This is a genomic window from Brevibacillus fortis, from assembly GCF_046196545.1.
Taxonomy (GTDB): domain Bacteria; phylum Bacillota; class Bacilli; order Brevibacillales; family Brevibacillaceae; genus Brevibacillus; species Brevibacillus fortis_A.
Map to the genome: position 1 here is coordinate 1,113,410 of NZ_CP176370.1, position 25,294 is coordinate 1,138,703.

The 25,294-nt window shown below is 46.8% G+C and carries 26 protein-coding genes and 1 riboswitch; of the genes, 12 read left to right on the forward strand and 14 right to left on the reverse strand.

What is annotated here, in order from left to right:
* Window positions 1-5: 5 nt before the first annotated feature.
* On the reverse strand, window positions 6-230 hold the full coding sequence (locus ACKKE8_RS05880) for a hypothetical protein (RefSeq protein ID WP_012684762.1): 225 nt from the start codon (window positions 228-230) through the stop codon (window positions 6-8).
* A 196-nt stretch (window positions 231-426) separates the two neighbouring features.
* Between ACKKE8_RS05880 and fabL the strand changes: the two genes are divergently transcribed.
* The 6 genes from fabL to ACKKE8_RS05910 all read left to right on the forward strand — a co-directional run bounded on the left by fabL (window position 427) and on the right by ACKKE8_RS05910 (window position 6,725).
* Complete coding sequence (gene fabL / locus ACKKE8_RS05885) at window positions 427-1,185, forward strand: enoyl-[acyl-carrier-protein] reductase FabL (RefSeq protein WP_017250147.1); 759 nt, start codon at window positions 427-429, stop codon at window positions 1,183-1,185.
* Between the two features lie 111 nt (window positions 1,186-1,296).
* Complete coding sequence (locus ACKKE8_RS05890) at window positions 1,297-1,710, forward strand: GNAT family N-acetyltransferase (protein ID WP_016742780.1); 414 nt, start codon at window positions 1,297-1,299, stop codon at window positions 1,708-1,710.
* A gap of 48 nt (window positions 1,711-1,758) precedes the next feature.
* Window positions 1,759-2,295, forward strand: coding sequence for a DUF402 domain-containing protein (locus ACKKE8_RS05895; RefSeq protein WP_106838375.1), 537 nt, complete (start codon window positions 1,759-1,761; stop codon window positions 2,293-2,295).
* A 57-nt stretch (window positions 2,296-2,352) separates the two neighbouring features.
* Window positions 2,353-4,134, forward strand: coding sequence for an ABC transporter ATP-binding protein (locus ACKKE8_RS05900; protein WP_409177352.1), 1,782 nt, complete (start codon window positions 2,353-2,355; stop codon window positions 4,132-4,134).
* A 24-nt stretch (window positions 4,135-4,158) separates the two neighbouring features.
* Window positions 4,159-5,379 (forward strand): MFS transporter, encoded by a 1,221-nt coding sequence (locus ACKKE8_RS05905; protein WP_409177353.1) that lies wholly within the window; start codon window positions 4,159-4,161, stop codon window positions 5,377-5,379.
* A 116-nt stretch (window positions 5,380-5,495) separates the two neighbouring features.
* Complete coding sequence (locus ACKKE8_RS05910; RefSeq protein ID WP_409177354.1) at window positions 5,496-6,725, forward strand: MFS transporter; 1,230 nt, start codon at window positions 5,496-5,498, stop codon at window positions 6,723-6,725.
* A 212-nt stretch (window positions 6,726-6,937) separates the two neighbouring features.
* On the opposite strand, the gene ACKKE8_RS05915 is transcribed toward ACKKE8_RS05910, so the two are convergent.
* The 10 genes from ACKKE8_RS05915 to ACKKE8_RS05960 form a co-directional block, all read right to left on the reverse strand.
* Window positions 6,938-8,124 (reverse strand): IS3 family transposase gene (locus ACKKE8_RS05915; RefSeq protein WP_409177355.1). Its coding sequence is split into 2 segments (ribosomal slippage): window positions 6,938-7,839 and window positions 7,839-8,124, totalling 1,188 coding nucleotides; the frame shifts between segments, so codons are not numbered across the junction.
* Between the two features lie 182 nt (window positions 8,125-8,306).
* Window positions 8,307-8,930 (reverse strand): TlpA family protein disulfide reductase, encoded by a 624-nt coding sequence (locus ACKKE8_RS05920; RefSeq protein ID WP_409177356.1) that lies wholly within the window; start codon window positions 8,928-8,930, stop codon window positions 8,307-8,309.
* A gap of 34 nt (window positions 8,931-8,964) precedes the next feature.
* Window positions 8,965-9,585 (reverse strand): MauE/DoxX family redox-associated membrane protein, encoded by a 621-nt coding sequence (locus ACKKE8_RS05925; protein ID WP_409177357.1) that lies wholly within the window; start codon window positions 9,583-9,585, stop codon window positions 8,965-8,967.
* Window positions 9,542-11,344 carry an ABC transporter ATP-binding protein gene (locus ACKKE8_RS05930; RefSeq protein ID WP_409177358.1) on the reverse strand — a complete coding sequence of 601 codons (1,803 nt, stop codon included), beginning with the start codon at window positions 11,342-11,344 and terminating at the stop codon, window positions 9,542-9,544. Before ACKKE8_RS05930 ends, ACKKE8_RS05925 begins: the two co-directional genes overlap by 44 nt.
* Window positions 11,345-11,364: 20 nt before the next feature.
* A complete protein-coding gene (locus tag ACKKE8_RS05935; protein WP_409177359.1) occupies window positions 11,365-11,892 on the reverse strand; it encodes a TlpA family protein disulfide reductase in 528 nt (175 codons plus the stop codon).
* Window positions 11,893-12,703: 811 nt separating this feature from the next.
* The gene (locus ACKKE8_RS05940) at window positions 12,704-13,555 is read right to left on the reverse strand and encodes an NAD(P)-dependent oxidoreductase (protein ID WP_409177360.1); all 852 of its coding nucleotides are present in this window, start codon (window positions 13,553-13,555) and stop codon (window positions 12,704-12,706) included.
* A gap of 23 nt (window positions 13,556-13,578) precedes the next feature.
* A complete protein-coding gene (locus ACKKE8_RS05945) occupies window positions 13,579-14,394 on the reverse strand; it encodes a pyrroline-5-carboxylate reductase family protein (protein WP_409177361.1) in 816 nt (271 codons plus the stop codon).
* A 96-nt stretch (window positions 14,395-14,490) separates the two neighbouring features.
* Entirely contained in the window at window positions 14,491-15,171 is a 681-nt protein-coding gene (locus tag ACKKE8_RS05950; protein ID WP_048031441.1) for a zinc metallopeptidase, read from the reverse strand.
* 224 nt (window positions 15,172-15,395) lie between these two features.
* Window positions 15,396-15,536 carry a hypothetical protein gene (locus ACKKE8_RS05955; RefSeq protein ID WP_162837772.1) on the reverse strand — a complete coding sequence of 47 codons (141 nt, stop codon included), beginning with the start codon at window positions 15,534-15,536 and terminating at the stop codon, window positions 15,396-15,398.
* A gap of 79 nt (window positions 15,537-15,615) precedes the next feature.
* The gene (locus ACKKE8_RS05960) at window positions 15,616-16,902 is read right to left on the reverse strand and encodes a glutamate-1-semialdehyde 2,1-aminomutase (RefSeq protein ID WP_409177362.1); all 1,287 of its coding nucleotides are present in this window, start codon (window positions 16,900-16,902) and stop codon (window positions 15,616-15,618) included.
* 150 nt (window positions 16,903-17,052) lie between these two features.
* Between ACKKE8_RS05960 and ACKKE8_RS05965 the strand changes: the two genes are divergently transcribed.
* The 4 genes from ACKKE8_RS05965 (at window position 17,053) to ACKKE8_RS05980 (ending at window position 20,583) form a co-directional block, all read left to right on the forward strand.
* On the forward strand, window positions 17,053-17,895 hold the full coding sequence (locus ACKKE8_RS05965; protein ID WP_409177363.1) for a protein phosphatase 2C domain-containing protein: 843 nt from the start codon (window positions 17,053-17,055) through the stop codon (window positions 17,893-17,895).
* Between the two features lie 89 nt (window positions 17,896-17,984).
* Window positions 17,985-18,995: an ATP-binding cassette domain-containing protein gene (locus tag ACKKE8_RS05970; RefSeq protein WP_409177364.1), complete on the forward strand. Its 1,011-nt coding sequence runs from the start codon at window positions 17,985-17,987 to the stop codon at window positions 18,993-18,995.
* Complete coding sequence (locus tag ACKKE8_RS05975; protein WP_048031444.1) at window positions 18,988-19,782, forward strand: ABC-2 family transporter protein; 795 nt, start codon at window positions 18,988-18,990, stop codon at window positions 19,780-19,782. Before ACKKE8_RS05970 ends, ACKKE8_RS05975 begins: the two co-directional genes overlap by 8 nt.
* Window positions 19,783-19,785: 3 nt before the next feature.
* Window positions 19,786-20,583 carry an ABC transporter permease gene (locus ACKKE8_RS05980; protein ID WP_106657734.1) on the forward strand — a complete coding sequence of 266 codons (798 nt, stop codon included), beginning with the start codon at window positions 19,786-19,788 and terminating at the stop codon, window positions 20,581-20,583.
* A 181-nt stretch (window positions 20,584-20,764) separates the two neighbouring features.
* Here ACKKE8_RS05980 and ACKKE8_RS05985 read toward each other — a convergent pair whose 3' ends face one another.
* On the reverse strand, window positions 20,765-20,860 hold the full coding sequence (locus ACKKE8_RS05985) for a putative holin-like toxin (protein WP_012684786.1): 96 nt from the start codon (window positions 20,858-20,860) through the stop codon (window positions 20,765-20,767).
* A 225-nt stretch (window positions 20,861-21,085) separates the two neighbouring features.
* Window positions 21,086-21,240, forward strand: a riboswitch (FMN riboswitch).
* A gap of 234 nt (window positions 21,241-21,474) precedes the next feature.
* Between ACKKE8_RS05985 and ACKKE8_RS05990 the strand changes: the two genes are divergently transcribed.
* Window positions 21,475-22,086, forward strand: coding sequence for an ECF transporter S component (locus tag ACKKE8_RS05990; protein WP_007729829.1), 612 nt, complete (start codon window positions 21,475-21,477; stop codon window positions 22,084-22,086).
* Window positions 22,087-22,399: 313 nt separating this feature from the next.
* On the forward strand, window positions 22,400-23,866 hold the full coding sequence (gene proS / locus ACKKE8_RS05995) for a proline--tRNA ligase (RefSeq protein ID WP_409177365.1): 1,467 nt from the start codon (window positions 22,400-22,402) through the stop codon (window positions 23,864-23,866).
* A 52-nt stretch (window positions 23,867-23,918) separates the two neighbouring features.
* On the opposite strand, the gene ACKKE8_RS06000 is transcribed toward proS, so the two are convergent.
* On the reverse strand, window positions 23,919-24,557 hold the full coding sequence (locus tag ACKKE8_RS06000; protein WP_409177366.1) for an HAD family hydrolase: 639 nt from the start codon (window positions 24,555-24,557) through the stop codon (window positions 23,919-23,921).
* A 63-nt stretch (window positions 24,558-24,620) separates the two neighbouring features.
* The gene (locus ACKKE8_RS06005) at window positions 24,621-25,238 is read right to left on the reverse strand and encodes a helix-turn-helix domain-containing protein (protein WP_409177367.1); all 618 of its coding nucleotides are present in this window, start codon (window positions 25,236-25,238) and stop codon (window positions 24,621-24,623) included.
* Window positions 25,239-25,294 lie beyond the last annotated feature (56 nt).

The window sequence follows — 25,294 nt, forward strand, 5'->3', positions numbered from 1 at the left end:
TTTACTTAATCGTAAATAGGTGACGAGGAATGATCCCATCCCCCGCTGTCTCCATTCACAGGCCCACGGGATTCAAGCTCATGGATGACTTTGACGTGAAGAGAGGCTCCTTCTGCACTGAGGTAAGCCGCCAGTTGTGAGAAATTGTGATGGTAATAAAGCAGCTCATTCATTTCCCAATCAGCCAGTGGCACCATGGTTAATTCGGACAATTCTCGACCTATGTACACCCTGCCATTCCTCCTTATGTGGTAGTGGTTTGCCTAATACTGCGAGCTTAGTATGGCTATAGTCGAGAGGATCAAGTCATGCCGGTATTTTTTCCGCAGGTAGAAAAAGCGCAGGTGGAGTTGTATAATGAATAAGTGATTTTTACTTATTAGTACCTGCTATTAATAGTTGGTCAGGTTGGGAGGTAATCTTTTTATGAATACAACGAAAAAAGTAGCACTGGTTACTGGCGGAACGCGAGGAATCGGAAAAGCGATTGCGCTTCAATTGGCGGAACAGGGCTATGACCTGGTGCTGAACTATTTGCGTAACCGCACTGCGGCAAGAGAAGCAGCAGCAGAGCTGGAAGCAAAGGGCGCTCGTGTCCATCTGATCAAAGCCAATGTAGGGGATGTAGCAAAAATCAAAGAGTTGTTCGCAGAAATTGACCAGGAATTCGGTCGCTTGGATGTATTTGTGAACAATGCGGCATCGGGTGTACTGCGTCCGCTGATGGAGCTGGAAGAAAGCCATTGGGACTGGACCATGGAAATTAACAGCAAGGCGCTGTTGTTCTGTGCGCAAGAAGCGGCAAAACTAATGATCAAGGGCGGCAACGGCGGAAAAATCGTGAGCTTGTCCAGCCTTGGGTCTATTCGAGTTCTCGACAACTATACAGCGGTTGGCGTATCAAAGGCAGCTGTAGAAGCGATTACTCGTTATTTGGCAGTCGAGCTCGCACCGCATAATATTGTAGTAAACGCTGTTTCTGGCGGAGCGGTGGATACGGATGCACTCAAACATTTCCCGAATCGTGAAGAATTGCTCGGTAGCTCAGCAGAGCGTACGCCAGCAGGACGTATTGTGGAGCCGGAAGATTTGGCTAATGCTGTGATTTTCTTGCTCTCTGACAAAGCGTGGATGGTTCGCGGACAAACATTGATTGTAGACGGCGGTATTTCTCTTTTGACATAATGATTTATTGAAGATGGAGTATGGAGTTGGAGACTTTGTGGTGTTGCGACACAAGACAAAGTTGTCCATGTGTTGTACAATAGAGGAAGAAGGTTACGAAGGAGGCAACACATGCTGATTCGTCCGTTTCGACTCGGTGACTATTCGGCTATCACACGTATTTGGCAGGAGACGGGGTTGGACCAATCGGACAAAGAGTCATTGAACGATTTGGCCCAGCATTTGGCTTGGGACAGCGATCTGGTAATGGTTGCAGAAATTGAAGGCAGAGTTGTAGGGGTCGTGGTTGGCACGATCGACGGAGCACGTGCCTATTTCTACCGATTGGCTGTACTTCCAGAGATGCAAGGCTCAGGTATTGGTCGCGAACTCGTTGAAGCAATTGAAAAGCGTTTCAAGCAACGAGGTGTCAATAACGTCTTGATCATGGTCAATCAATCAAATCCGGAAGTCCTTCCGTTTTACCTTTCACTTGGCTATGAAGTACAAAAATATGTTACACTTTCCAAAAAGCTCTCTTCTTAAAGGAGGCTTGTCCCCATTCAAATAGAGAAGAGAAGAAAGGGGAGAGTCATGTCACCAACTCCGGGCTCCAATATCCGCATAGAAAGTTATAAACATGACCATTCGTTGCACCGCATATGGGACAAATCTACGTTGATTCATACCAGTGATGCGGTGGTGATTGGGGGAAATGATCGGGTCAAGGTGACAGAAGCAGACGGGCGGGAATGGCGTACGCGTGAACCGGCCATTTGTACATTTGGTAGAGGCCAGTGGTTCAATACCATTGCCATGATTCGTGATGACGGTATTTATTATTATTGCAACATTGGTTCGCCCTTCAGCATGAAGGGACAATTGCTAAGCTACATAGACTATGATCTCGACGTAAAAGTGTTTCCCGATATGACGTACTCGATTCTCGACGAAGAGGAGTTTCTTTTGCATAGCAAACAGATGAACTATCCTCCATTTGTTGTGGAAAGAGTGCAGACAGCATTGCGTGAGGTGCTGGATTGGGTAAGTGCACGACGTGGCCCTTTTCAGAGCGGCTTTGTCCAACGTTGGTACGAGCGTTATCTTTTAGTACGAGATGATGAGGAATAATCCCTTTCCCGAATGACCGGGGGAGGGATTTCCTTGTTTGCAAAGGAGGTATGATGCTTGAGCATACGCCGTTACTTGGCATATGTCTGGCCCTATTGGAAACAAATCCTGGGCACCATATTCATTGGTATTATAAAATTTGCGATTCCACTCGCTCTGCCGCTTCTTATCAAATACGTCATTGATGACCTGCTGCCAAGTCCGCTTCCACAAGAGGAAAAGCTGAAACAGTTATTTTGGCTGATGCTCGTTGCGTTTTTGTTATTTACAGTCGTTCGCGCTCCTGTAGAATACATTCGGCAATACTATGCACAGTGGGTATCCAGCCGCATCCTGTTTGACATCCGCAATCAATTATTTTCTCATTTGCAGCGATTGTCGATGCGCTATTATAACAATACCAAGACGGGTGAGGTTATCTCCCGCATCATTAACGATGTGGAATCAACCAAAAGCTTCGTGGAAACGGGACTGATGAATCTCTGGCTGGACCTGATTACGATCATCCTGACACTGGCGATTATGCTCTACATGGATGTGGAGCTGACGCTTGTGGCAATTGTCGTTTTCCCTTTGTACAGTATTTCCGTCAAATTTTTCTACAAGCGCTTGCGTCAATTGACAAAGGATCGTTCTGCGGCACTGGCGCGTTTGCAAGGATATTTGTACGAACGTGTCAATGGGATGGCGCTCATCCGCAGCTTTGCCTTGGAGAAGCAGGAAAGCAAGGAATTCGCAAAGGAAAACAATCAGTTTTTGGATAAGGCACTGGCGCAAACACGCTGGAATGCGCGAACTTTTGCTGTAATTAATACGGTGACGGATATCGCACCGCTCCTGGTCATTGCCTATGCTGGCTACCAAGTGATTGGCGGGAGTATGAGCGTAGGGACGCTCGTTGCATTTTATGTTTATTTGGAACGCTTGTACACGCCATTGCGCCGTCTGGTCAATTCCAGTACGGTACTGACACAAGCAATTGCCTCGATGGACCGGATGTTCGAGTTTATCGATGAATCGTACGATATTGTTGACAAACCAAACGCAGGGGAGCTGCCTATAGACCCTGCAACCAAGCGCATTCGCGGAGAAATCCGCTTTGAGAACGTGTCCTTCCGCTATCGGGAGGAAGGCCCTCTTGTCTTGAACAGTGTGAATATAAGCATCTCTTCTGGTGAAACGGTTGCGATTGTCGGGATGTCAGGCGGCGGAAAATCTTCGCTGATTAGCTTGCTGCCTCGTTTTTGGGACGTGACAGAAGGGAAAATTACGATTGATGGCATCGATATCCGCGATGTGAAGCAGCAAAATTTGCGTCACCACATCGGGATGGTGCAGCAAGATAATATTTTGTTTAGTGAATCAGCAAAAGTGAATATTTTAATGGGCAATCCTGATGCAGATGACAGTGCTGTGCAGGAAGCTGCGAAGGCGGCAAATGCCCATGACTTTATTAGCGAATTACCGAATGGGTACCATACGGAGCTGGGAGAGCGCGGTGTGAAGCTCTCTGGTGGGCAAAAACAGCGAATTGCGATTGCGCGAGTTTTCCTGCGTGACCCGGGTATTCTGATTTTGGATGAGGCGACATCTGCACTCGACTTGGAATCAGAGCACACGATTCAGGAGTCTTTGGCCAGATTGGCAAAAGGCAGAACTACGCTCATCGTGGCCCATCGACTTTCGACGATTACCCATGCGGACAAAATCATTGTCATGAAAGAGGGACAAATTGTTGAGGAAGGCACGCATGAGCAATTGCTTGGGAGAAAGGGAGCATACTATGGCCTGTGGAGTGTGCAAGATTTAGGAAGTACATCCGACCCGCAACTGGGATAAGCAGATGGGATTGGAGGAAATCCGATGGAGATATGGCGCCGTAATTTATATGTACTCTGCGGATCGTTGTTTTTCGTCATGGTGGCGATGAGCATGATCATGCCTTTTTTACCGCTTTACATTCAACAGGATTTCGGAATTGAAGACCCTCATCAAGTCACGGCTTGGGCGGGGATTATTTTTGGAGCCAACTTTTTGACGGCGGGCCTCGTCTCGCCTATTTGGGGAAATTTGGCCGATAAGCACGGGCGCAAGATCATGATTTTGCGCTCGGGATTTTTCATGTCCATTACCATGGCACTGACCGGTTTTGCGGGAAGTCTGTGGCAGCTTTTGGCCCTTCGTCTGCTCAATGGACTCGTTGGGGGAATCATCCCTGCCAGTACCGCATTGGTAGCATCCTCTGTACCAAAAGAACGAATTGGCTGGGCAACCGGGTTGCTTCAGTCTTTTATTACGGCCGGAACCATTATGGGACCGCTGTTTGGCGGTGTCCTCGCCGAGAAGATCGGCTTTCGGATGATTTTTGTGATAACCGGTTGCGTATTATTACTGGCGACCTTGGTCATTACGTTTATGGTGAAAGAGAATTTTGTTCCACCTGAAAAAAAGGAACGGTCGAGTCTACGGGAAGATTTTCAGATGATCTTTTCTTCCAAAGAACTCCCGGCGCTCTTTTTTGTAACCGTAATGATCCAGTTTGCGCTGTTTAGTATTATTCCTGTGTTGCCGATCTACATTTCGCAATTGGTTGGATCAGAAGGAGCAAAGGTAGCGCTGTGGGCCGGTATTGTCCAGGCATGCATGGGGGTAGCGAATGTCTTTGCCTCCCCACAGCTGGGGCGTTTAGGTGATCGGTTCGGTTCCCAAAAGGTGCTCCTGTTCTCTCTCTTGGCTGCCGCGATCATCTTTATACCACAAGGCTTAGTACATACGGTATGGCAATTGATCGTGCTCCGGTTCCTGTTAGGCTTGTCGCTGGGGGGCCTGCTTCCTTCCGTCAATGCCTTGCTGAGACGAGCAACACCCGTACATATGGTCAGCCGCGTCTACGGCTATAACAACAGCTTCGTCAGTATCGGCAGCATGCTTGGGCCGATGATTGGTGGCTTTTTGGCAGGCTATGTGAGCATTAGCGGAGTCTTTTACATGACGAGTGCTTTCTTGTTTATTAACGCAGGCTGGGTGTACTACAGCTTTTTCCGAAACAAATCTGTACAGCATTCTGATTCTGAAATAGAATAAAAGGTAATTTTCGCGAAAAGAGGTGCACCTCCATTGTGATGGCGAGTCGGTGTGAATAACTTCATATTCCATCAGGACGTATAGGCTGGTCCTGAACCGACAGGAGAGTGCGTTTCATGTGGCATCGACGCTTTATTTGTCTCTGGGCGGGTCAGACATTGGCCAACCTTGGGGATGTATTTTATATTGTCGCGTTTATTTCTGTCATTTACGCTGCAACTGGCTCTGTCATGTACACGGCGTTTATACCGGTTGTCATCGTGGCATCGCAGTCTGTGAGCAGCTTGTTGGCTCCGTTGGTGTTTCAGCGATTGTCGTTGACGGGCATGCTCGTGTTGTCGCAAGGCTTGAAGACGATACTTCTGGCTGCAGCCTCATTAGCTGTCAGCAGCGGTGCAGGAGAGCAGGGAGAGTGGATCTGGCTATTGTTCGGATTGGGGTCAACCATCGCCTTTATGGATGGCTGGGCAAACCCTGCGCGCAATGCCATGGTGCCGCAGTTGGTCGGACGAGAAGACCTCATGCGAGCGAATGGTTTGCTTGCCACCTCGGATCAAACCGTTCATTTTGCTGGCTGGGCCGCAGGGGGATTACTCGTTTCTTGGCTGGGAGCAGGTGTGGTTCTGTGGGGAACGGTTGGTGCCTATGTTGTGGCGACGATTGCGATGACAGGCATTGCACCGGCAAGCGAAAAGCTGCGTGAAGAACGGGCAGCTAAGGCGACAACAAACTGGCTCACTGGATGGAAAACCATTCGCAATGTACCTGTACTACGACTGCTGGTCACGATGGATATCTTGATCGGCTTGTCCGGGGGGGGGTGGATCGCTGCGATTATGCTGCCATTTGTCCTCGATGTGCTTGGACAAGGAGAAGAATGGTGGGGTTACATCAATGCCGGTTACATGCTTGGAGCCATTGCAGGTGGAACGCTGCTATTGATGTATGCGGAGCGGATGCGTCGCCATTTATTTCGCTGGATCATTTGTGGTACGATTGGCGTCGGATTCTTTACCTTTTGTTTTGGTAGCAGTACGAACGCTCTTGTGGCACTGTTGTTTTCCTTTGCACTAGGCCCGTTTTTGGAAATGGTTCATGTAAGCAAGCAGACACTTTTGCAACAAGAGACTGAAGAATCAGCATTGCCCTATGTCATGTCAGCAAAGGGGACGATTGATTTACTCGTCTTTGGCGCTTCTGCCTTGGTGATGGGGGCTATCGCTGAATGGCAGGGAGTCCGGGCTGTTTATTATGTATCTGCTGGATTGTTACTCATCGCTTTCCTTTTTGCGTTGCGCTTGCAAAAAAAGCAGACGGAGCATTCTAGTGGGGTTTCCGTAAATTAAACACGAACAGGCTGTCTTATCCGTAGACTTTTCTACTGGTAAGGCAACAAACCCGGTGATGTATTGTCAGATCAACGGGCAGTAGAGGAAACGAAGGTTTTTAATGAGTGGCTGAAGGCAAAACAAAAGCGTATTGGACGAAAAAAGACCGGAAGCAATTCCGGTCTCAGACTGTGGTCTTACCCCTGTCAAGTAGACACAATTAAAAAAGCCTAAGCAGCCAGTGTGTTTCGGTATTCAACCGGGGCACACTGGTTTAATTTTTTCTGGAACCGTTCATGGTTATAAAACCAAATGTATTTTTCAATGGCTTGAAAGAGATCTTCTTCTGTCTTACACTCAGTAAAGTACAATGTCTCAGTTTTGAGATGCGAGAAAAAGGATTCGATGCAGGCGTTATCAAGGCAGTTTCCTTTGCGAGAGTGGCTGCCACTTATGCCAAGTTCCTTTATTCGCTTATTGTACTGTCGAGACGTGTATTGGAAGCCCTGATCTGAATGTAGGGTTGCTTTCAGCACGTCTCTTTCTTCGTTTAGCTGCCCCACAGTGTCTAACACAAGTTGTAAATCATTTCGCTTGGAAACTTTCCAGGCAACAACTTCGTTGTTAAAAAGGTCCTGAATGACCGAAAGGTAATAGTAACGGTTATGAAGTGCAACATACGTAATATCTGTTACAAATACCTCATTGGGCTTGTCCGCTCTAAACTTACGGTTAAGTAAGTTGGGATATACAATCGAAGGTGCTTTACCAAAATAGCGGCGCTTCCTCCTGATGATGGATTGAAGGTTTAATTCTTTCATCAGGCGGTATATTCGCTTATGATTCGCATTCAATCCCTTCTTCTTTAATGCTATCTGCATTCGTGGATAACCATAGTATGGATGCTCCAAATGAATCGCCATCATATGCTTTTTCAGAATCTGATCTAACTCATTTCTTGCTGACGGCTTTCCTTTGGTGCTAAGCCATTTGTAAAAACCCGACCGTGACACTTGCGCAATTTCTACCAACCACGTTAGTGGATATTTTTTACGCAGCTCGTTTATGATCGTAAAGCGAGTTATTTTCCATACCTTCCCCCCAGATGCAGATTGGGATTGCGCTTTTTTAGGTATTCTACCTGCGCCTTTAGATAGTCCCTTTCTTCTTCCACAGTAGCAAACTTGGTTCTTGGACCAACAAATGGGGTGTCACTAGAACCATTCTTTCCTCTTTGATCCACAAAACCTTCGCCTTTATTCTTCTTTCGAACCCATTGTAGAACTTGTGTTTTACTAGGTATCCCTAATTCCTTAGCTATTGCTTTATAACCCATCTCTCCCTGTTGATACATGTTTACTGCTCTCAGCTTAAACTCCTCGGAATAACGCTTGAATATTTGACCTTTTTTAGCCATGAGAAAATCCCCTCCAAGTAGAGTGTACCACCCACCGTTAGGTGGGCGGGCTTTTTACACTGTCTACTCAAAGGGGATAATATCACTGTCGAAAAAGTCGGTAGTCTTTTTTATTTGTCAAACACGACACCGCGTTGATTTACTGTAATATTCTTAAAATATGAAGGGTAGGTTTTCTACAGTCATGAATATGGTTGAGGGGCAATTTTATTTGCTTTATTTTCTCCTAGATTTGTTGAGAGCGACGCAGGAATGAACTCCGAGGTGTCCGCTTCGATATGCGCATGTTTTTCAAGCAATGCCAGTAGGTAATGAAAGGTAGGAACAGATTCTTTGGCAAGGATAATTCCTTTTTTGTCGATCAGGACAGCAGATGGGATGGCATCGATTTGGTACATTGAAAACGAAATGGTAGAGTCGATATACTGAATATCGTCCTGGTTTTGGTTCTCGTGAATGAGCTTTCCTGAATAAACAACTAGTAATTTAAGATGAGGAAATCGTAGTTTTACCTTCTCTAAATGTGGAATGATTTGCTGGCATATGGGACAACCTTCTGCCGTGAAAAGTGCAAGTGTAGAGTGGCTTTTCATCTCTGTAAAATCAATGCTTGTTCCAGATGGACTGTTATCGATCAGAACCGGGGCTCTGGAGCCTATCCAGTTGTCTACACTCGGTTCTTTTTCTTTTGCTTGTAATTTATTGATAAAATCTGCTACTAGTTTTGTTAGCAGGTAGATAACGACGAATTGCACAATGACAAATACCCATAACGCAATCACAGACCATTGTATAAACGTTTCCACAGAGGATCTCTCCTTTTTCGTGAGGGAATGATATTTATTTTTGTGCGACTAGCTCGTGTACTTTCTTCCGAATGCTCCCTAGATGTTGACCAATCAGAATCACAAGTGTGGACAACAATGCGATGATCATTAACGTCCAGTACTCTTCTCCATATACGGTCCTGAAATTTCCTGTTTCTAATGCCCATGAGAGATTCCCATAGGTGGTCGGTATTTGATAGACCCAGAGACACATCGCAATGAGCAAGACGTTTCGGCTGACCAGTACCCATGATAGATTGTGATTGCCGACGATGCCACCGCAACCACATGATATTTCTCGTCTCCCGCGCAATAAATTGACCACAATAGCCACGCTATACAGGAGTAGTAAACCACTACCAGCCAGAGCTGCCCAGGAATAGTACAGCCCGAAAATGAGTAGCAATCCAATCAGCAATTCAGAATAAGTGTCGAGGACGGCAAAAAATCCAATAGATCGTTCAGGCAGTATTTTGTAGTCTTTTACAATTGAAGCATGAGTCGTGCTGTTTTTGATTTTTGATACAGACGAGCTTATAAACAACAGTGCTAGAATCATGCGAAAGATAAAGGATGCGATTTCCAATTTTTCACCTGCTTTCCACTGGTGTTGCATACCATTGTGCTTGAGCATGATACATCTGCGCATATTCTTTATTACGTGAAATCAGTTCATCATGCGTTCCAGACTCGACTAACTGACCATCCTTCATCACGATAATCCGATCTGCCATTTTAGCGGCAGCCATACGGTGTGAGACAAATAGGGTTGTTTTATTTTCGGTCAGTTTTCGTACGAGTTGGTATACAGAAAGCTCAGTCATGGGATCAAGAGCTGCTGTTGGCTCATCTAAAATCACAATATCACTATTTCGAAACAGAGCACGAGCCAAGGCAATTTTTTGCCATTGTCCTCCAGAAAGATCGGTTCCCTCTTGCAAATAGCGACTTAAATAGGTTTGGTAGCCATCTGGAAGTTTGGAAACGATTTGATCCACGCCAGCTGTAGCGGCAATTTCTTGCATCCATTTTAGATCGTTTATTCGTTCGGTATCACCAAAACCAATATTATCTTGTAACGTATAGGCATATTTGATGAAATCCTGGAAGATCACGGTCATATTTTTGCGTAAATCATCAGGTTTGATCTGGCTAATACTGAGGCCATCGAAGGAAATGTCACCCTGTGATATGGGATACAACCCCATCACACATTTGACTAAGGTTGATTTACCCGAGCCATTTTCACCCACGATTGCGATTTTTTCACCAGGTCGTATGTGCAAGTGAATATCTCTTAGAACAGGATTTGTCGTATTCACGTAGGTAAATGACAATCCTTTTATAAAAATGCCCTGTTGTAGCGGTGCAGGAAAGAGAGCCGAGCCTTCGTCGCTTGCATCCTTTTCAGGGTGTTCATATTCGATGAAATGAAAAAAATCGTTTATATAGAGAATCTCTCCAAATATTTTGGCTAACTGGTTAGATAGCTGATTGGTCAATCCTTGTGTTCCCTGCACAGCTTGTCCGATTGCTACAAACTCACCGATTTGGATAGAGGTGGTACGGATTAACCAGATGATAATTCCAGCTGTCCCAAAGTACAAAAGTGCGGTAAACCCATCTAGGCCGACCTCAGTTGCTTGTTGCTTTCGCAACACCTTTAATGTCTCAGTGAACTGGTGGGTAATGGAGGTTGACCATCTTTTCAGTAGCGTTTGACCTAAGCCAAATAGTCGAATTTCCTTGGCTGACTGCCGATCTTTCAATAAAAAACTGGTATAATGTATGTCGCGAATTAAGGGGGTTAAGCCGTATCTGAGCCAATAATTGATACTGCCAAACCGAATTTGAATAAAGAAGACGGGAATTGCCGCGATCAAACTTAAAATGACGAGGCTCCAGTGAACGGTAAGTAAAAAGAGCAAGAAACTGAAAATTGTAATGCTGGCTCTCACGATCTCTAATAGGATCGTGAGTGGTGATAAAAAGCGTGTGCCCACATTCAAGTGAACTCTCTCTAAATGATTGTAAAAATCAGGAATATCAAAATAGAAAAGCGGTACCGCTTCTACCTTTTGAAGTACAAGTGATTGCGCCGCGAGTTCCAAAACATTTTCAAGCTTTCCATTCAGGTATTGTTGGATATTGAGAAGCACAGATGTAGCCATCGCTATTAAAAATTGAAGTGAGAGTAAGAAAAAAGCATAACGATAATCACCCACTTGGAGTTGAATGATTTTCGCGACCTCATTGATCATTTCTTTGGATAGCCAAAGGGTGGCTACTGGTAGTAAACCAGTCATGATTGTTAAGCAAACTAAAAGCGTGAGAAGTAGCCGGGCATGGGCCCATAAGAAAACGAACAGCTTGATAAATGATTGAACAATCATGAGGAACACCTTTTCTAGTTTTATTGGATGTTGTGAAGCTCTTGCTTCTCCTTGTGCTTCAAGATGTCTACTAGCTCACCAACTGAGCGTCCTACATATCGAATGATCCCCTGTGAGTCAACAATAAACAGGCTCGGGAAGTTGATGATTTGTAATTCGCTCATGGTTTTTGTGTCGACGGGAACCATCGTAATTTTTCCGCTAAATGTGTCGATAAAGTGCTGATAGTCAGAATCATCCTGCTTAACCGCACATAAGAAAGGAAGGTTGGTTGTTTTTTTCTTGATATGGGTTAAGTATCTTTCTACTTCATGATGGCATGTATCACATGAGGGGGCAGCGAACATGACAATGGTTGGTGTTTGTGAAAAATGCGTGGGGAATAAAAGTGACTCTTTGAGATTTACACCGATAAAATACTGGTTTAGAAGTGAAAAAAAAGAATCTTCTACAGAAAAGAGAGTAACGATATTCCTGAACTTTCGGTATGAATAGAGTTGCATGCCGAATAAAGCAACTGCTACCGTTAGTGGAATGAGAACGTACACAGAAACCTCCCTCAAACTCCATTTTGGTAATTTTAGTAACCATTTGTAAATAATGTATCATTTGACAGTTGTGTGTTGCAATTATTATAATTGAATTGAAAGTAAAAAATGTAAAAAAATGGAGGTTATGACTATGTTAGATCAATTTTCAAAGTTAATTGGTGTCAAGAAAGATTCAACAATCGGTTTCGATCCTCCCTGCACCATTAATGTTTTTTGTATTTTAGAAAAGGGGACAGCAAAACATAACTTGCAGAACCCTCTCAACTTTACCTGCTGCTAGGGAAAAGAATAATTTAGGGGATGAGGGTACCAGCATTACACGAAAAATTTGCTAGGATGCTAAATCTTCCTCTACAAACAAACCTTCAAAACCACTAGAAATGTGGAGCTGGAGGTTTGTTTTGCATTCACAAATATTCTTCCTATCCGTACACCTCATAACGCCGCCATTTCACTATGGATGTTTTGCCAGCTCTTTTCGTTAATCGTTATTATTCCCACGATAATAATGAAAGAAACCCCGAAAAAAACGGAGTTTCTCTACAGTCTTAGACCGGAAGCAATTCCGGTCTTTCGCTTTGTCATCTTTCACGGATTATGAGGGGAAGCTATCAAAGTTCGGTTATGGTACCGGAATGGAACAGACTTTTTGCATGCATAGCATACTCCTCCTTATGTAAGCAATATATGTCATACATAGGTGTATACTCTGGGTGGAATGCAAAAAAAAGCGGCCAGTCTAAGACGTTATTTTCAGGTCTTAGCTAGCCGCTGTTTCATTTATGTAGGGTCAGTCTAAACACGAAACCTATTTTCCACCGAGGTGACGCAGGATCGCCATCAAATCGAGCTCTCCCAGTCCTGATTCCAATGCATGACGATAAGTGGCATTGACGGATTCCGCCAAAGGTGTAGAAACGCCTGCCTCATGCGCTAGTCGAAGGTCCTTGGCCATATGCTTCAGGGCAAAGGCGGCAGGATAGTCGTCAGCGAGGATCGAGGCTGCTTTTCCGCGAATTAACGGGGTTCCCACGGCGCTCTCGGAAATGATGTCCAGCATCTGCTCCGTGCCAATGCAGCGAGAGCGAGCGAACAGTAGTGTCTCAGAGACACCTTGTACCGTAATGCCAAGTAACAGATTGATCGCCAGCTTGGCAGATGTGCCAGCACCGTTTGGTCCCAAATAAAAGGCTGCTTTGCCCAGCTTGTCCAGTATAGGCTTGGCTACCTCATAATCCGCCTGCTCGCCGCCTACCATGATGACGAGCTTCCCTTCTTTTGCAGGTCCTACACTGCCAGAGACAGGTGCATCGAGAAAGCGCAGCCCAGCTTGTTTGGCCTGCTTGGCAAGAAAACGGGAAGTATCCGGTGAAATGGTGCTCATGTCCACCGCCAGCTTTCCTTGCACGGGAAGACTCAAGAGACCATCTGAGCCTGTATAGATTGCTTTTACGGCATCATCGTCGCTTACCATAGTAAACAGTACATCGCTTTGTGCTACCAGCTCGGACAAATTCGCAGTCTCTGTCGCACCCAATGCCACCAATGGTGCAGCTTTTCCCGGTGTACGATTCCAGACACCTACGTCGTAGCCTGCAGCCAGCAGATTGCTAGCCATTGGAATGCCCATGTTTCCCAAACCAATCCAACCAATGATCATTGTCTTGTTCTCCTATCCGCGATTTATGCTTTTATTTGTTGTTGGACAAGTATCTTCAAGGCAGCGTGCTTGGATTCTGTCATCGCAAACAACTCGTCAAATCCAGAAGGAAGCGTCTTGTCAAGAACACGCAAGCCTTCTTCTGTAATGCCACCTTTGGTAGCAACACGTTCGATCAGCTGGTCGAAGCTAAGCTGTTCGTTTTTGAGCAAAAGAGCGGTTCCCAGCATCGTTTCCACCAGCATGCTTCTCGCCGTATCCAAGTCAAGCTCTGGTGTTTTGCGAACGGCTGCCTGCGCGAAAGAATCAAGAATCCCTGCGATCAGTCCTGGTGCGCTGCTGGTGAGGATCGTCGCTGTTTCGATCTCGACCTCGGATACTTCCTGTGATTGACTAATGGAAGACAGGAGAGTGAGAAGCTCATTGCGATCCTCTGCACTTGTTCGACTGCTGCATGTAAATAGAGATACACCATGCAGCTCTTGCGAAGTGACTGTAGGAATTACCTTGCTTACGGCGCCAGCATGGACGGTTTCCAAATCATCGATGCTAACACCTGCTGCCACAGAAACGATATGTACACTTTCAGGGATAGACAACTCACACAGTACAGGAAGGATATCCAGTGGCTTTGTGCAGAGAAAGACCAGCTTTGCCTGGTCGCACACCTCTTGCGCACTTTCGGCTATGAGAATGCCATGTGATGCTTGCAGATTTTCAGCCTTTTCTCTTGTTCGATTGAAGACGGTGATATGCTCGGGCTGGATCACACCGCTTTTACAGAGTGATTTCACCAGCATTTGTCCCATACTGCCTAATCCAATGATTCCAATTCGCATGTGCAAAACCCCCCGCCTTATTGTAACGTAGCCTCATGAAAAAAGGTACAGCCTCCCATGTGAGAGAGCTGTACCTTTGCAGTTTCGTTAAACGGATTAGTCGTCAGAGCTACGGAAAATCATGATGTATTTCGCCAATTCCAGAACAGAGATCAGAGCGGCAGCTACGTACGTCAGAGCGGCTGCGCCCAGTACTTTGCTTGCGCCACGCTCTTCTTCATTGCGGATGAAGCCCATTTTGAGCATCAGTTCTTTCGCACGACTACTTGCGTTAAATTCGACAGGCAGTGTGACGAGCTGGAAGGCAACTGCGCCGGAGAAGAAGATAATCCCGATGAGCAAAAGTCCAGCCATTTTAAAGAAGAAACCAGCCAACAGCAGCAATGGCGCCACACCGGACACCAGGTTGACTACTGGGAAAATGCGATGGCGTGCTACCAGCATCGGGTACGAGACCTTGTGCTGAATCGCATGACCGACCTCGTGACAAGCAACGGACAGAGAGGCAATCGAGTTGCCGAAGTATACAGGATCAGACAGGCGTACGACACGGTCAGTCGGGTCGTAGTGGTCAGTCAATGTACCTGGAATATGTTGAACAGGAACGTTCGTCAAGCCATTCGCATCGAGCATGCGGCGGGCGGCCTCTGCACCGGTAAGACCGGAGGAGGTAGGAACTTCGGCGAATTTGTTAAAAGTTCCTTTCACACGAAACTGTGCCCAGAGCGACAGTCCGAATGCAATCAGAATCAGGAAATCCATAGGATGGAAAAACATTCCACACTCACTCCTCGTTGTAATCTATGAAAACGAAATGTTGCTAAGCCATACATGTAACCTTACTACTTCATTCTGTCCCATATTCATGTATACGAATAAGTCCTATGACAGTTTCACTATTTTATTGTACAATCTCTGACCATTATTGACAATGTTGCCGCATGCGAAAAAAACAGACACATTCCTCGTCATCATGATTGGGAAGGTGTCTGTTTTGATGTTTACCTGTCGTGATTTTGGGTTTTGTGATGCTCGGTTTTTCGCGGGTTTTGAAACCCCTTCACTTCAAGCATTTTACTGCTCATTTTGGAATCCAACGTCTTTTCAGGAGCCTGCGGATATGATTTTTCACCTTTGGACACCGGGATATCCTCCTTGAAAACATAATCGCGAACAGGCTTATTATTTCCACGGACGGATGCGAAAGGACGTGGGAATGGTTTACAGCTGAGAAAAGGCGCGGTCTACAGCTGCGATGGTGTATTGAATGTCTTCTTCTGTATGAGCTGTCGTAACGAACCAAGCCTCATATTTGGATGGTGCCAGGCATACACCTTCATTCAGCATCAGCTGGAAGAAGCGGGCAAAAATTTCTCCATTCGCTTTCTGAGCTGCATCATAATCATGAACAGGCTCGTCCGTGAAGTAAACAGCCAATGCCCCTTTAACGCGATTGAGCTGGATGGTTACGCCGTGTTTGTTGGCTGCCTCGGTGATCCCGTTCGCAAGCATGGCGCCCAGTCGTTCGAATTCATCGTACACGCCCGGCTGCTTCAATACTTCCAGGCAGGCAATTCCCGCACGGATGGAAGCAGGATTACCAGCCATTGTTCCTGCTTGATACGCAGGTCCGAGTGGGGCGACTTGCTCCATGATTTCCCGACGACCGCCATAAGCGCCGATTGGCAGACCGCCACCGATAATTTTGCCCAATGCAGTCAGATCAGGCTCGACTCCGAGGAGGTTTTGTGCTCCGCCATAGCAGAAGCGGAAGGCCGTAATCACTTCATCATAGACGACAAGTGCGCCTGCTTCGTGCGTGATGCGGTTAACCTCTTCCAAGAAGCCAGGCTCAGGTGCCACGATACCGAAGTTGCCGACAATCGGCTCCACGAGGACGCAAGCCGTTTCGCTTCCCCATGTGCTCATAGCTTCTGCAAATGCTTCAACATTATTAAAAGGTACAGTAATGACTTCGCTGGCAATGCTTTGTGGAATACCCGCACTGTCTGGAATCCCCAAGGTAGATGGCCCGGAGCCGGCAGCAACGAGCACCAAATCAGAGTGGCCGTGGTAGCAGCCCGCGAATTTGATGATTTTGACACGACCAGTATAGGCACGGGCTACACGAATGCAGGTCATGACTGATTCGGTACCGGAGTTGTTGAATCGGATGCGCTCCATCGAAGGGATTGCTTCGCGGATCATGTTTGCGAAGGTAATTTCCCATGGAGTAGGAGTACCGTACAGGGTTCCGTTGGCAGCTGCATCACAAATCGCTTTGGTTACATGTGGATGTGCATGGCCAGTAATGATAGGGCCATATGCCGCTAAAAAGTCAATATATCGATTGCCGTCCACGTCCCAGAAATACGCGCCCTGGGCACGTTCCATCGTTACGGGTGCTCCCCCGCCTACTGCCTTGAAAGAGCGGGAAGGGCTGTTTACCCCGCCTAGAATGACGTCGAGTGCTTCCTCGTGCAGTTGCGCGGATCGTTCACGTTTCATGCATATTCCCTCTTTTCTTTTGGAAAAAGTCCTACATTATCTTACCACAGCTGTTCAACAACTGGATATGAACGGAGATCTATAGATGAAGGAAAGGAAAAATGATACAATTTTCAAGCAAATCACTCCATGGGTAAAGGCGGGGTCATCATGAAACTTGAGAGCATCTCCATGAAAGGAAGCGGCAAAAGCAATGAGGACGCCTATGTGATTCAGCAGGTCAAGCATGTGTATGCGGTAATCGACGGCATTACGTCGCTGATCCCGTATGAGAACGCAGCAGGACAGACAGGCGGAGCTATCGCGGCTGAGCTCGTAAAAAAGCAGCTGGAAGCAATGCCGGAGGATGCAGCTCTACACGATTATTTGGAGACGATAAACGAAGCCCTTCAGGAGCAGATGCGGCAAAGCGGCATCGATCTTGAGAAAAAGGAAGCATTGTGGGGAGCGGCTTGTGCAGTTGTCCGTGTAGGAGATGCCCATATCGAGTACGCACAGTTGGGAGATTGCATGATATTTGCCGTTTATGATGATGACATTGTACGACCCCTGACACATACGCAGGTCAGCCATTTGGAACAGGCAGCCTTGGCGAAGTGGGAGGAAGGAATCAAAGGAGGATTGTGTACCCGAACAGGGCTGTACGAACGATGTATGGACATCCTGATCCATAACCGCTATCAGGCGAATGGACCAGGAGGCTACGGCGTGTTGAATGGTGATGTTGCCTGTCGGGATTTTATAGAGTATGGACGCATGAATCGAGTTGGCGTGAAGGCATTGGTGCTGGCGACGGATGGTCTTTTTATGCCGAGAGCTTTAGGTGGAGCACAGCCGAAGTGGGAAGAGACGGTGCTGCCGATCGTACATAAAGGGTTGCAACGTTATACAGACGAGCTCATCTCTCTGGAAAACAGCGATCCCGAATGCATCCGCTATATCCGCTTCAAAAAGTCAGACGACAAAACGGGACTGATCCTTTACCTCCATTAACAGTTTGGTGCAGTTTGCCTTTTGCACAATTTGATTGGCTCATATACACTACAAATGGTATTCAAGCGAAGAAAAAAGGACGGTTTTCCATGATTCAGGTAAATCATTTACAAAAGGATTTCAGCATCCATCAGTCCAGACCGGGCCTTGGTGGTGCTTTTCGTGATTTGTTCAGTCGGGAGTACAAGACGGTAAAAGCGGTGGATGACCTTTCCTTTACAGTAGAGGAAGGGGAAATGTTCGCGCTGATTGGGGAAAATGGTGCCGGAAAATCGACCACGATCAAGATGCTGACCGGTATCTTAACCCCGAGCGACGGCGAAATCGTCATTAACGGCTATGTGCCTTTCAAGCAGCGGGAAGAGTACGTTCGATCCATCGGAGTTGTTTTCGGGCAGCGCTCTCAGCTTTGGTGGGACCTATCTCCGATAGAGTCCTTCCGTCTGTTGAAGAGTGTTTATAAGGTGGATGAGGCAGAAGGAGAAAAGTGGCTGGAGCGTTTGATTGAGGAGCTGGAGATTACGCCGTTCGTCAGTCAGCCAGTGCGCAAGCTTAGTCTCGGCCAACGGATGCGCTGTGAAGTGGCTGCTTCGTTGATTCATAAGCCACGCCTGCTGTTTCTCGATGAACCGACAGTTGGACTCGATGTGCTCGTTAAACAAAAAATCCGTGAGTTTCTCCGCAATCTGAACGAGACGGAAAATATGACGATCTTGTTGACGACTCACGATGTGTCAGACATCGAAGCACTCTGTAAACGCGTGCTTGTCATGGACAAAGGGAAGCTGATCTTCGATGGCTTGTTGAATGACCTCAAGGAAAAATGGGGCAATGGCACTAAGGTGTCCTTCCAAATGAAAAAGCGCACATCAGCAGCCGCACTCCGTCAGGCATTGGGAGAGATGCCTTGTGAGATCGAGCAAATCAATGATTTTACCCTCAATGTAAAAGTAGCGCGAAGTCAGGAAATGCTGCCCTTTGTTTTGTCGACAGTCATGTCAGCCTTTGAAGTCAGCGACGTGAAAATCGAGGAGACGAGCACAGAGGATATCGTTCGCAACATTTATTCCTCAGACCAAGAGGTAGCCAGCCATGCGTAAGCTTTATATGGAACTCATTCGCATGAGGTTTTTGACGATGCTTGCCTATCGTGTGAACTATTACAGCGGGATCATTATCTACGCGATTAACATCGGTGCGTACTACTTTTTGTGGGGAGCGATCTACGGAGGACAGCAGCAGTTGGGCGGGCTTACGGTGGAACAGATGACTTCCTACGTTGCGATTGCTTGGATGTCGCGGGCGTTTTATTTTAACAACATCGATACAGAAATAGCCCAGGACGTCCGAGAAGGCAAGGTCGCGATCGAAATGATACGCCCTTATAATTACTTGTCCGTGAAAACAGCGCAGGCGTTTGGGGAAGGGATCTTTCGCTTTCTCTTTTTCGCGGGTCCAGGGATCTTCCTTATCAGCCTGATTATTCCGTTCAGCTTCCCGGCGACAGCGACTGGATGGGGGCTGTATTTGATCAGCTTGATGTGTGCGTTTTTGATCAATACACAAATCAACCTGGTGACAGGCTTGCTGACTTTCTTCCTGTTCCGAAACGATGGAATGATGCGAGCCAAGCGGGTGGTGGTCGATCTGTTGTCTGGTCTCGTGCTACCGATCAGCTTTTTTCCGGGCTGGGCGCAAACGGCAATGGGGTACCTTCCATTTCAGGCCGTTAACTACTATCCGAGCCTGATCTTCACAGGTGCGATTACAACAGAACGTTCCTGGGAATTGATCGGTTTTCAGGTAATCTGGATGTTTGTCATACTGGTTCCCATCTTGGTGATGTGGCGTCTTGCCCGCAACAAGCTGGTTGTGCAAGGAGGGTAGAGCATGCAAAACATGAGACATATTTTCAGTATTTTTGCCGACTACCTGAGCCAGTACTTCAAGACGAGACTTGCTTATCGAACGGATTTTATCGGGGATTTTGTGTCCAATCTGGTATCTGAGTTGATCAATCTTATCTTTATTATTGTCGTGTTCACACATGTTCCGCTTATGGGGGATTGGACGCGTGATGAGATTATCTTTATCTATGGTTTCTTTTTGGTTCCATACGCGTTGTTCTCGATGTTCTTCGGGTTTTGGGACTTCAACGAACGGTATATCATCCGGGGCGAGATGGATCGCATCCTGACGAGACCCATTCACAATCTGGCACAGGTATGCCTCGAGTCGATTGCGCCAGACCGCATTTTTGGAGTCATAACCGGGATCATCATCATGGGGTATGCTGCCATTCAACTTGATTTGTCATTTTACTGGTACGACGTGTTCATCTTTATCGGGCTCTCAATCAGTGGGGCACTGATTTACGGTGGCGTGTATACCGCGATTGCTGCGGTTAGCTTCTTTTCCGACTCGCGGACAGGGATTGCCCCGATGATCTACAACATCCAGCAATATGGGCGCTATCCGGTAGACGTGTACAACAAAGCTATTCGCTTTGTGCTCACCTACGTGCTACCGTTTGCCTTCGTAGGTGTTTATCCGGCGGCTTACTTTTTGCGGAAGGAAGTCTGGTACACCTATGCGGCAATGACGCCGGTAGTGGCTGTTATTTTCTTCGGGATCGGGCTTCTTGTTTGGAACTGGGGTGTCACGAAGTATCGAGGAGCGGGTTCTTGATGATTTATAATCTGAAGTCGTTGTGGTAATATTGGATGTAACGAGATCTAAAAGCATAAGGTAAAAAAAGACCGTCCCGGCTGCAACCGGAACGGTTGGTACAATAGGCGCTTCCCGCAAAGGGGTGCGGCTCAATACTATGGTGTGAAATAGACCGCAGAGCTGTCAACTCAAGGGCGGTCTATTTCTTTTTTGTCAAGGTAACGACCAAGCCGATTAACGCGACAAGGAACAACCCAAACTGGAAAAGCAGTCCGAGTGTTTCATTCGTTACCACAGGCCTCACCCCCTTTCAAACGGGGATGAGCCGCGACCACCCTTGAGGAGCCGATTCTATTGTACAAGCGAATTATAGCATGAAGCGCTCTCTCGTTAGGAAGAGTATTTTTTTAAATCGTTATACCTACTAAACAAATCGGAAAAATAAACAAAAGTGTCGAGCTGGCAGTTTCCTCTATTGTCAAATCAAAAAACAGCAGTATAATATGCTGTATACAACTACACATTCCTTCGGGGCAGGGTGAAATTCCCGACCGGCGGTGATCATGCTTTATGCATGTTAAGCCCGCGAGCCTCCCGAGCTACAAGTAGCGACGGAGTGCAGGATCTGGTGTGATTCCAGAGCCGACAGTACAGTCTGGATGGGAGAAGGATGACGACAGTACGTTTATCACACGTGCTTGTTTGCCTGTGCAAACGGGATGAGAACGTAGAGGCCAGCCCTCTTGTTTCTTGTACCTTTTATGTGCGCACGGTTTTGTCATACGCTTGCAAATGCCCTGTGGAACTTATAGCCACAGGGTTTATTCTGTTTGTGTAACAAGACGTGTGAGCTTACAACGACTGTTGCCATTCCTCAAGAAGGAGTAGAAAAATGAGGAGATGGTAAACATGAAAGAAACAGCGCTGCATTCTTCGCGCACACGTGCAACCCAAAAGCTGGTTACGATTCCCATGCTGGCGGCCGTTGCATTTATTCTGCAGTATCTCGAGGTTCCTGTTCCGCTGATGCCAAGCTTTTTGAAGCTCGACTTCAGTACACTCCCGGCATTGATCGGAGGACTCATGTACGGACCTGTAGCCGGCGTTATTATCGAGGTACTGAAAAATACATTGCACATGCTCTTCAAAAATACAGATGGTCTGTTGATCGGAGAGCTCGCAAACGTTGTAGCAGGATCAAGCTTTATTTTTGCGGCAGTCTACATGCAGCGTCTCGGCCAGGGCAAAAAAGGCTTCCTGACTGGTCTCGCTCTGGGAACGATTTTGATGACGATTGTCATGGCTGTGGCAAATGCTTATGTATTGTTGCCTGCGTACGCTGTGCTTTATCAAATGCCGATTGAACAGCTCTTGACCATGTTCAATGCGACAAGCATTTGGTCATTGGTTCTGTACGGAATCGTTCCATTCAATCTCTTCAAAGGTGTTATGATTTCAGTGGTTGCGTATCCTATTTACGTGAAGCTCGGCTCCAGAATCGCTGCGCGTACCAACAATTGACAACCACGATGTGACTCGCTAATATGTTTAGTTAATAGATAGTCACAAAAGGCTATGAAAGGACCCGCAGCTATTCCCCCGTGACAGAGAGTCGGCCCTAGTCTGGAAGGCTGATACGTAAAGGATAACTGCACCCCATCCTGAAGCCGCTGGTGAAGAGCTTAGCCGGATGCCCACCGTTATCGGGTTATCGAGAGGACTATGGCGTATGCTGTAGTCAATCAGGGTGGTACCGCGGAAGTTGATCCTCCGTCCCTTTTTGGGATGGGGGATTTTTTGCATTTTACGTAAGAACAAAAAGGAGCGTAGACGGATGAAAGAAGACAAAGCGTTTGTAAAAGAAATTACACCGCAATCGGAGGATTTTTCGCGTTGGTACATCGATGCTATTAAAAAGGCGGATTTGATGGACTACACACCGGTACGCGGCTGCATCGTGTTCAAGCCAGATGGCTTTGAGCTATGGGAGCAAATTCAAGAGGCAATGAATAAGCGCTTCAAAGAGACAGGGCATCGCAATGCCTATTTCCCGATGCTGATCCCCGAGTCCTTCTTTCAAAAAGAAAAAGAGCATATCGAGGGCTTCAATCCAGAGCTGCCTTGGGTAACAGAGGCTGGGGGCGAACCACTAGAGGAAAAGCTCGCGCTGCGTCCAACCTCCGAGACGATCATCGGACATATGTATAGCCAATGGATTCAGAGCTACCGCGACCTGCCTGTCTTAATCAACCAATGGGCAAACGTTTTTCGTTGGGAAAAGCGGACGATGCCGTTCTTGCGGACATCGGAATTCCTCTGGCAGGAAGGCCATACCGCACATGCGACAGAGGAGGAAGCTCGTCAGGAAACGATGCAAATGCTGGAGATTTACCGAGAGGTCGTCGAGCAGGAGCTGGCCATTCCGGTTTGGAAGGGACAAAAAACACCAAGTGAACGCTTTGCTGGTGCAGTCGACACGTATTCCATTGAAGCGATGATGAAGGATGGCAAAGCAGTACAAGCGGGCACCTCGCACTATTTGGGCGATAAATTCGCGCGCGGCTTTGAAATCAAGTTTTTGGATCGTGACAATCAGTTCAAGTACGTTCACACCACATCGTGGGGCACCTCTACGCGGCTGATCGGTTCGATGATCATGGTGCATGGCGATGACCGCGGTCTCGTGTTGCCGCCTCGCATGGCTCCGACACAGGTAATTATGATCCCAGTCGGTCCGATGAAGCTGCGCGAGAAGGTGATGGAGGCGTTTGATCCACTCTTTGACGAGATCAAGGCCGCAGGAGTGCGTGTCCGTGCTGATCTTCGCGAAGAAACACCAGGCTGGAAGTTCAATGAATGGGAAATGCGCGGGGTTCCTCTGCGTCTGGAGCTCGGTCCGCGTGACGTGGAAAATGGTCAAGTAATTCTGGCTCGTCGTGATACAGGGGAAAAGGTGACGGTTCCACTTGAAGGTATCGCGCAGACAATCTTTCAACTGTTGGAAGAGATTCAGCAAAACATGTTCCAAAAAGCACTAGCCTTCCGGGATGAGAACTCACATTTGGGGATTGATACACTGGAGCAGCTATCCGCTCATATTGCAAAAAACGAGAGTGAAAACAAAACGAGCGGATGGGTGTTAGCTGGCTGGTGTGGGGATGATGCTTGTGAATCGAAGGTCAAAGAGGAAACCAAGTTCACTTCTCGCAACATTCCATTTGAGCCTCTTGTACAAAAGAAAGCCTGCATTTGCTGCGGTAAAGAGTCACAGCATAGCGTCTGGTTCGGACGGGCGTATTAATCAAAAAAAGGGTGTGTCCACGCTTTGGCGGCAGGGCACACCCTTTTTTCATCTAGCGTCCGAGTATCCAATCGGTAAAAGCTTGCACATCCGTAAAGTGGTAGTCAGGTTCGGGATCGAATTTTCCCGACTTTTGTGTAACTAAAAGCCAATCCACACCGACTGTTTGTAAACCAGCGGCTCGACCTGCCAACACGTCAGCATCACTGTCACCTACGAAAATGGTTTCCGCAGGCGTAGCGCCTAGCTGGTTCATAGCGGTAAAAATACCTTCTGGATGAGGCTTTGGATGTGTGACCTCATCCCCTGTGATCACGACGGAAAAATACGAATCTAATCCCCATTCTCGAAGGGAGATGTCAGCACTTTTTCGCCCTTTTCCTGTTACGATTCCCATTTGGATACCTGCTGTGTGAAGTTCGTCGAGCATGCTTCGGATATTTTCCGGGTTTTGTACACGGGAGTGTTCATCTGTGTATACACGATAAAAATGGGCGAGGGCGTTGTCATGAGTATGTGGGGGAAGCTTGTTTTGCAAAATGCCTGTCTCTGTGGGGCCAAAGAGAGCTACAATCTGCTCGTCGGTATAATGCTCTTGTAAAAACTGCTGAAAGGTAGAGCGAAAAGCGGTGAAGATTAAGGGAAGGGTATCGGCAACTGTGCCGTCAAAATCAAACAAGATCGTCCGCATTGGAGTCCTCCTTTGATTAGAAAATGAAAGAAAACCATCGTATCTGATGGTTTTCTTGGTGACTTACTCATCCGAATCATCAAAAGGATCATCTGCATCATCTGTTGGATCAGCTGGAGTCAATGGGAACAGGATGTCGAAAAACTTGAATTTTCGACGGCCAGATTCCGATTTGAACCCTTTGTACTTTTGCAACAGCTCAGAGATGTCTTCCACAAATTGATTACGTTCATCTTGACTCAAATAAAATTCGGTCAAATTAAAAGCGAACGTATTTTGGTATTCTTTCCGAACATCTTGGTCGCTTGCGACGAAGCGATTGAGAGTTCGCATGAGGTCCTTTTCCGTAGTACGAAACGGCGTAAACATGACATCACTTAATTGTTGAGCGTTTTCTTCAATCATCAATTGGAGCTTGACCTGAATGACCTTGGCAACAGGCTCATAATATTTCTCCACAATAGAGCCTTTTACCCGGGTATCCACTTGCTCGAGCAGCCCAACACGCACGAGCTCCTTCACATGGTAATGTAGCCGTGCAGCATTTTCGCCTAGTTCTGTAGCGATTTGTTTGGCCGTTCTGGGCTCCAAATCTTCAAAGAGTTCCAAAATTTTAACCCGCTCCGCTATAGCAAGCGATTTTAGCGCTTCTGGATCTGTTACTTCAAAAAACTCTTTCATGCGAATTCACCATCCAACTGACTAGGCCAAATTTTATTTTTTTTTATTCTATCCTT

What these genes read in the sequence shown, in the direction of transcription:
- fabL (WP_017250147.1), top strand. Translation starts at nt 427, where the DNA reads ATGAATACAACGAAAAAAGTAGCACTGGTTACTGGCGGAACGCGAGGA.
- ACKKE8_RS05890 (WP_016742780.1), top strand. Translation starts at nt 1,297, where the DNA reads ATGCTGATTCGTCCGTTTCGACTCGGTGACTATTCGGCTATCACACGT.
- ACKKE8_RS05895 (WP_106838375.1), top strand. Translation starts at nt 1,759, where the DNA reads ATGTCACCAACTCCGGGCTCCAATATCCGCATAGAAAGTTATAAACAT.
- ACKKE8_RS05905 (WP_409177353.1), top strand. Translation starts at nt 4,159, where the DNA reads ATGGAGATATGGCGCCGTAATTTATATGTACTCTGCGGATCGTTGTTT.
- ACKKE8_RS05910 (WP_409177354.1), top strand. Translation starts at nt 5,496, where the DNA reads ATGTGGCATCGACGCTTTATTTGTCTCTGGGCGGGTCAGACATTGGCC.
- ACKKE8_RS05925 (WP_409177357.1), bottom strand. Translation starts at nt 9,585, where the DNA reads ATGCTCAAGCACAATGGTATGCAACACCAGTGGAAAGCAGGTGAAAAA.
- ACKKE8_RS05930 (WP_409177358.1), bottom strand. Translation starts at nt 11,344, where the DNA reads ATGATTGTTCAATCATTTATCAAGCTGTTCGTTTTCTTATGGGCCCAT.
- ACKKE8_RS05940 (WP_409177360.1), bottom strand. Translation starts at nt 13,555, where the DNA reads ATGATCATTGGTTGGATTGGTTTGGGAAACATGGGCATTCCAATGGCT.
- ACKKE8_RS05945 (WP_409177361.1), bottom strand. Translation starts at nt 14,394, where the DNA reads ATGCGAATTGGAATCATTGGATTAGGCAGTATGGGACAAATGCTGGTG.
- ACKKE8_RS05950 (WP_048031441.1), bottom strand. Translation starts at nt 15,171, where the DNA reads ATGTTTTTCCATCCTATGGATTTCCTGATTCTGATTGCATTCGGACTG.
- ACKKE8_RS05960 (WP_409177362.1), bottom strand. Translation starts at nt 16,902, where the DNA reads ATGAAACGTGAACGATCCGCGCAACTGCACGAGGAAGCACTCGACGTC.
- ACKKE8_RS05965 (WP_409177363.1), top strand. Translation starts at nt 17,053, where the DNA reads ATGAAACTTGAGAGCATCTCCATGAAAGGAAGCGGCAAAAGCAATGAG.
- ACKKE8_RS05970 (WP_409177364.1), top strand. Translation starts at nt 17,985, where the DNA reads ATGATTCAGGTAAATCATTTACAAAAGGATTTCAGCATCCATCAGTCC.
- ACKKE8_RS05975 (WP_048031444.1), top strand. Translation starts at nt 18,988, where the DNA reads ATGCGTAAGCTTTATATGGAACTCATTCGCATGAGGTTTTTGACGATG.
- ACKKE8_RS05980 (WP_106657734.1), top strand. Translation starts at nt 19,786, where the DNA reads ATGCAAAACATGAGACATATTTTCAGTATTTTTGCCGACTACCTGAGC.
- ACKKE8_RS05990 (WP_007729829.1), top strand. Translation starts at nt 21,475, where the DNA reads ATGAAAGAAACAGCGCTGCATTCTTCGCGCACACGTGCAACCCAAAAG.
- proS (WP_409177365.1), top strand. Translation starts at nt 22,400, where the DNA reads ATGAAAGAAGACAAAGCGTTTGTAAAAGAAATTACACCGCAATCGGAG.
- ACKKE8_RS06000 (WP_409177366.1), bottom strand. Translation starts at nt 24,557, where the DNA reads ATGCGGACGATCTTGTTTGATTTTGACGGCACAGTTGCCGATACCCTT.
- ACKKE8_RS06005 (WP_409177367.1), bottom strand. Translation starts at nt 25,238, where the DNA reads ATGAAAGAGTTTTTTGAAGTAACAGATCCAGAAGCGCTAAAATCGCTT.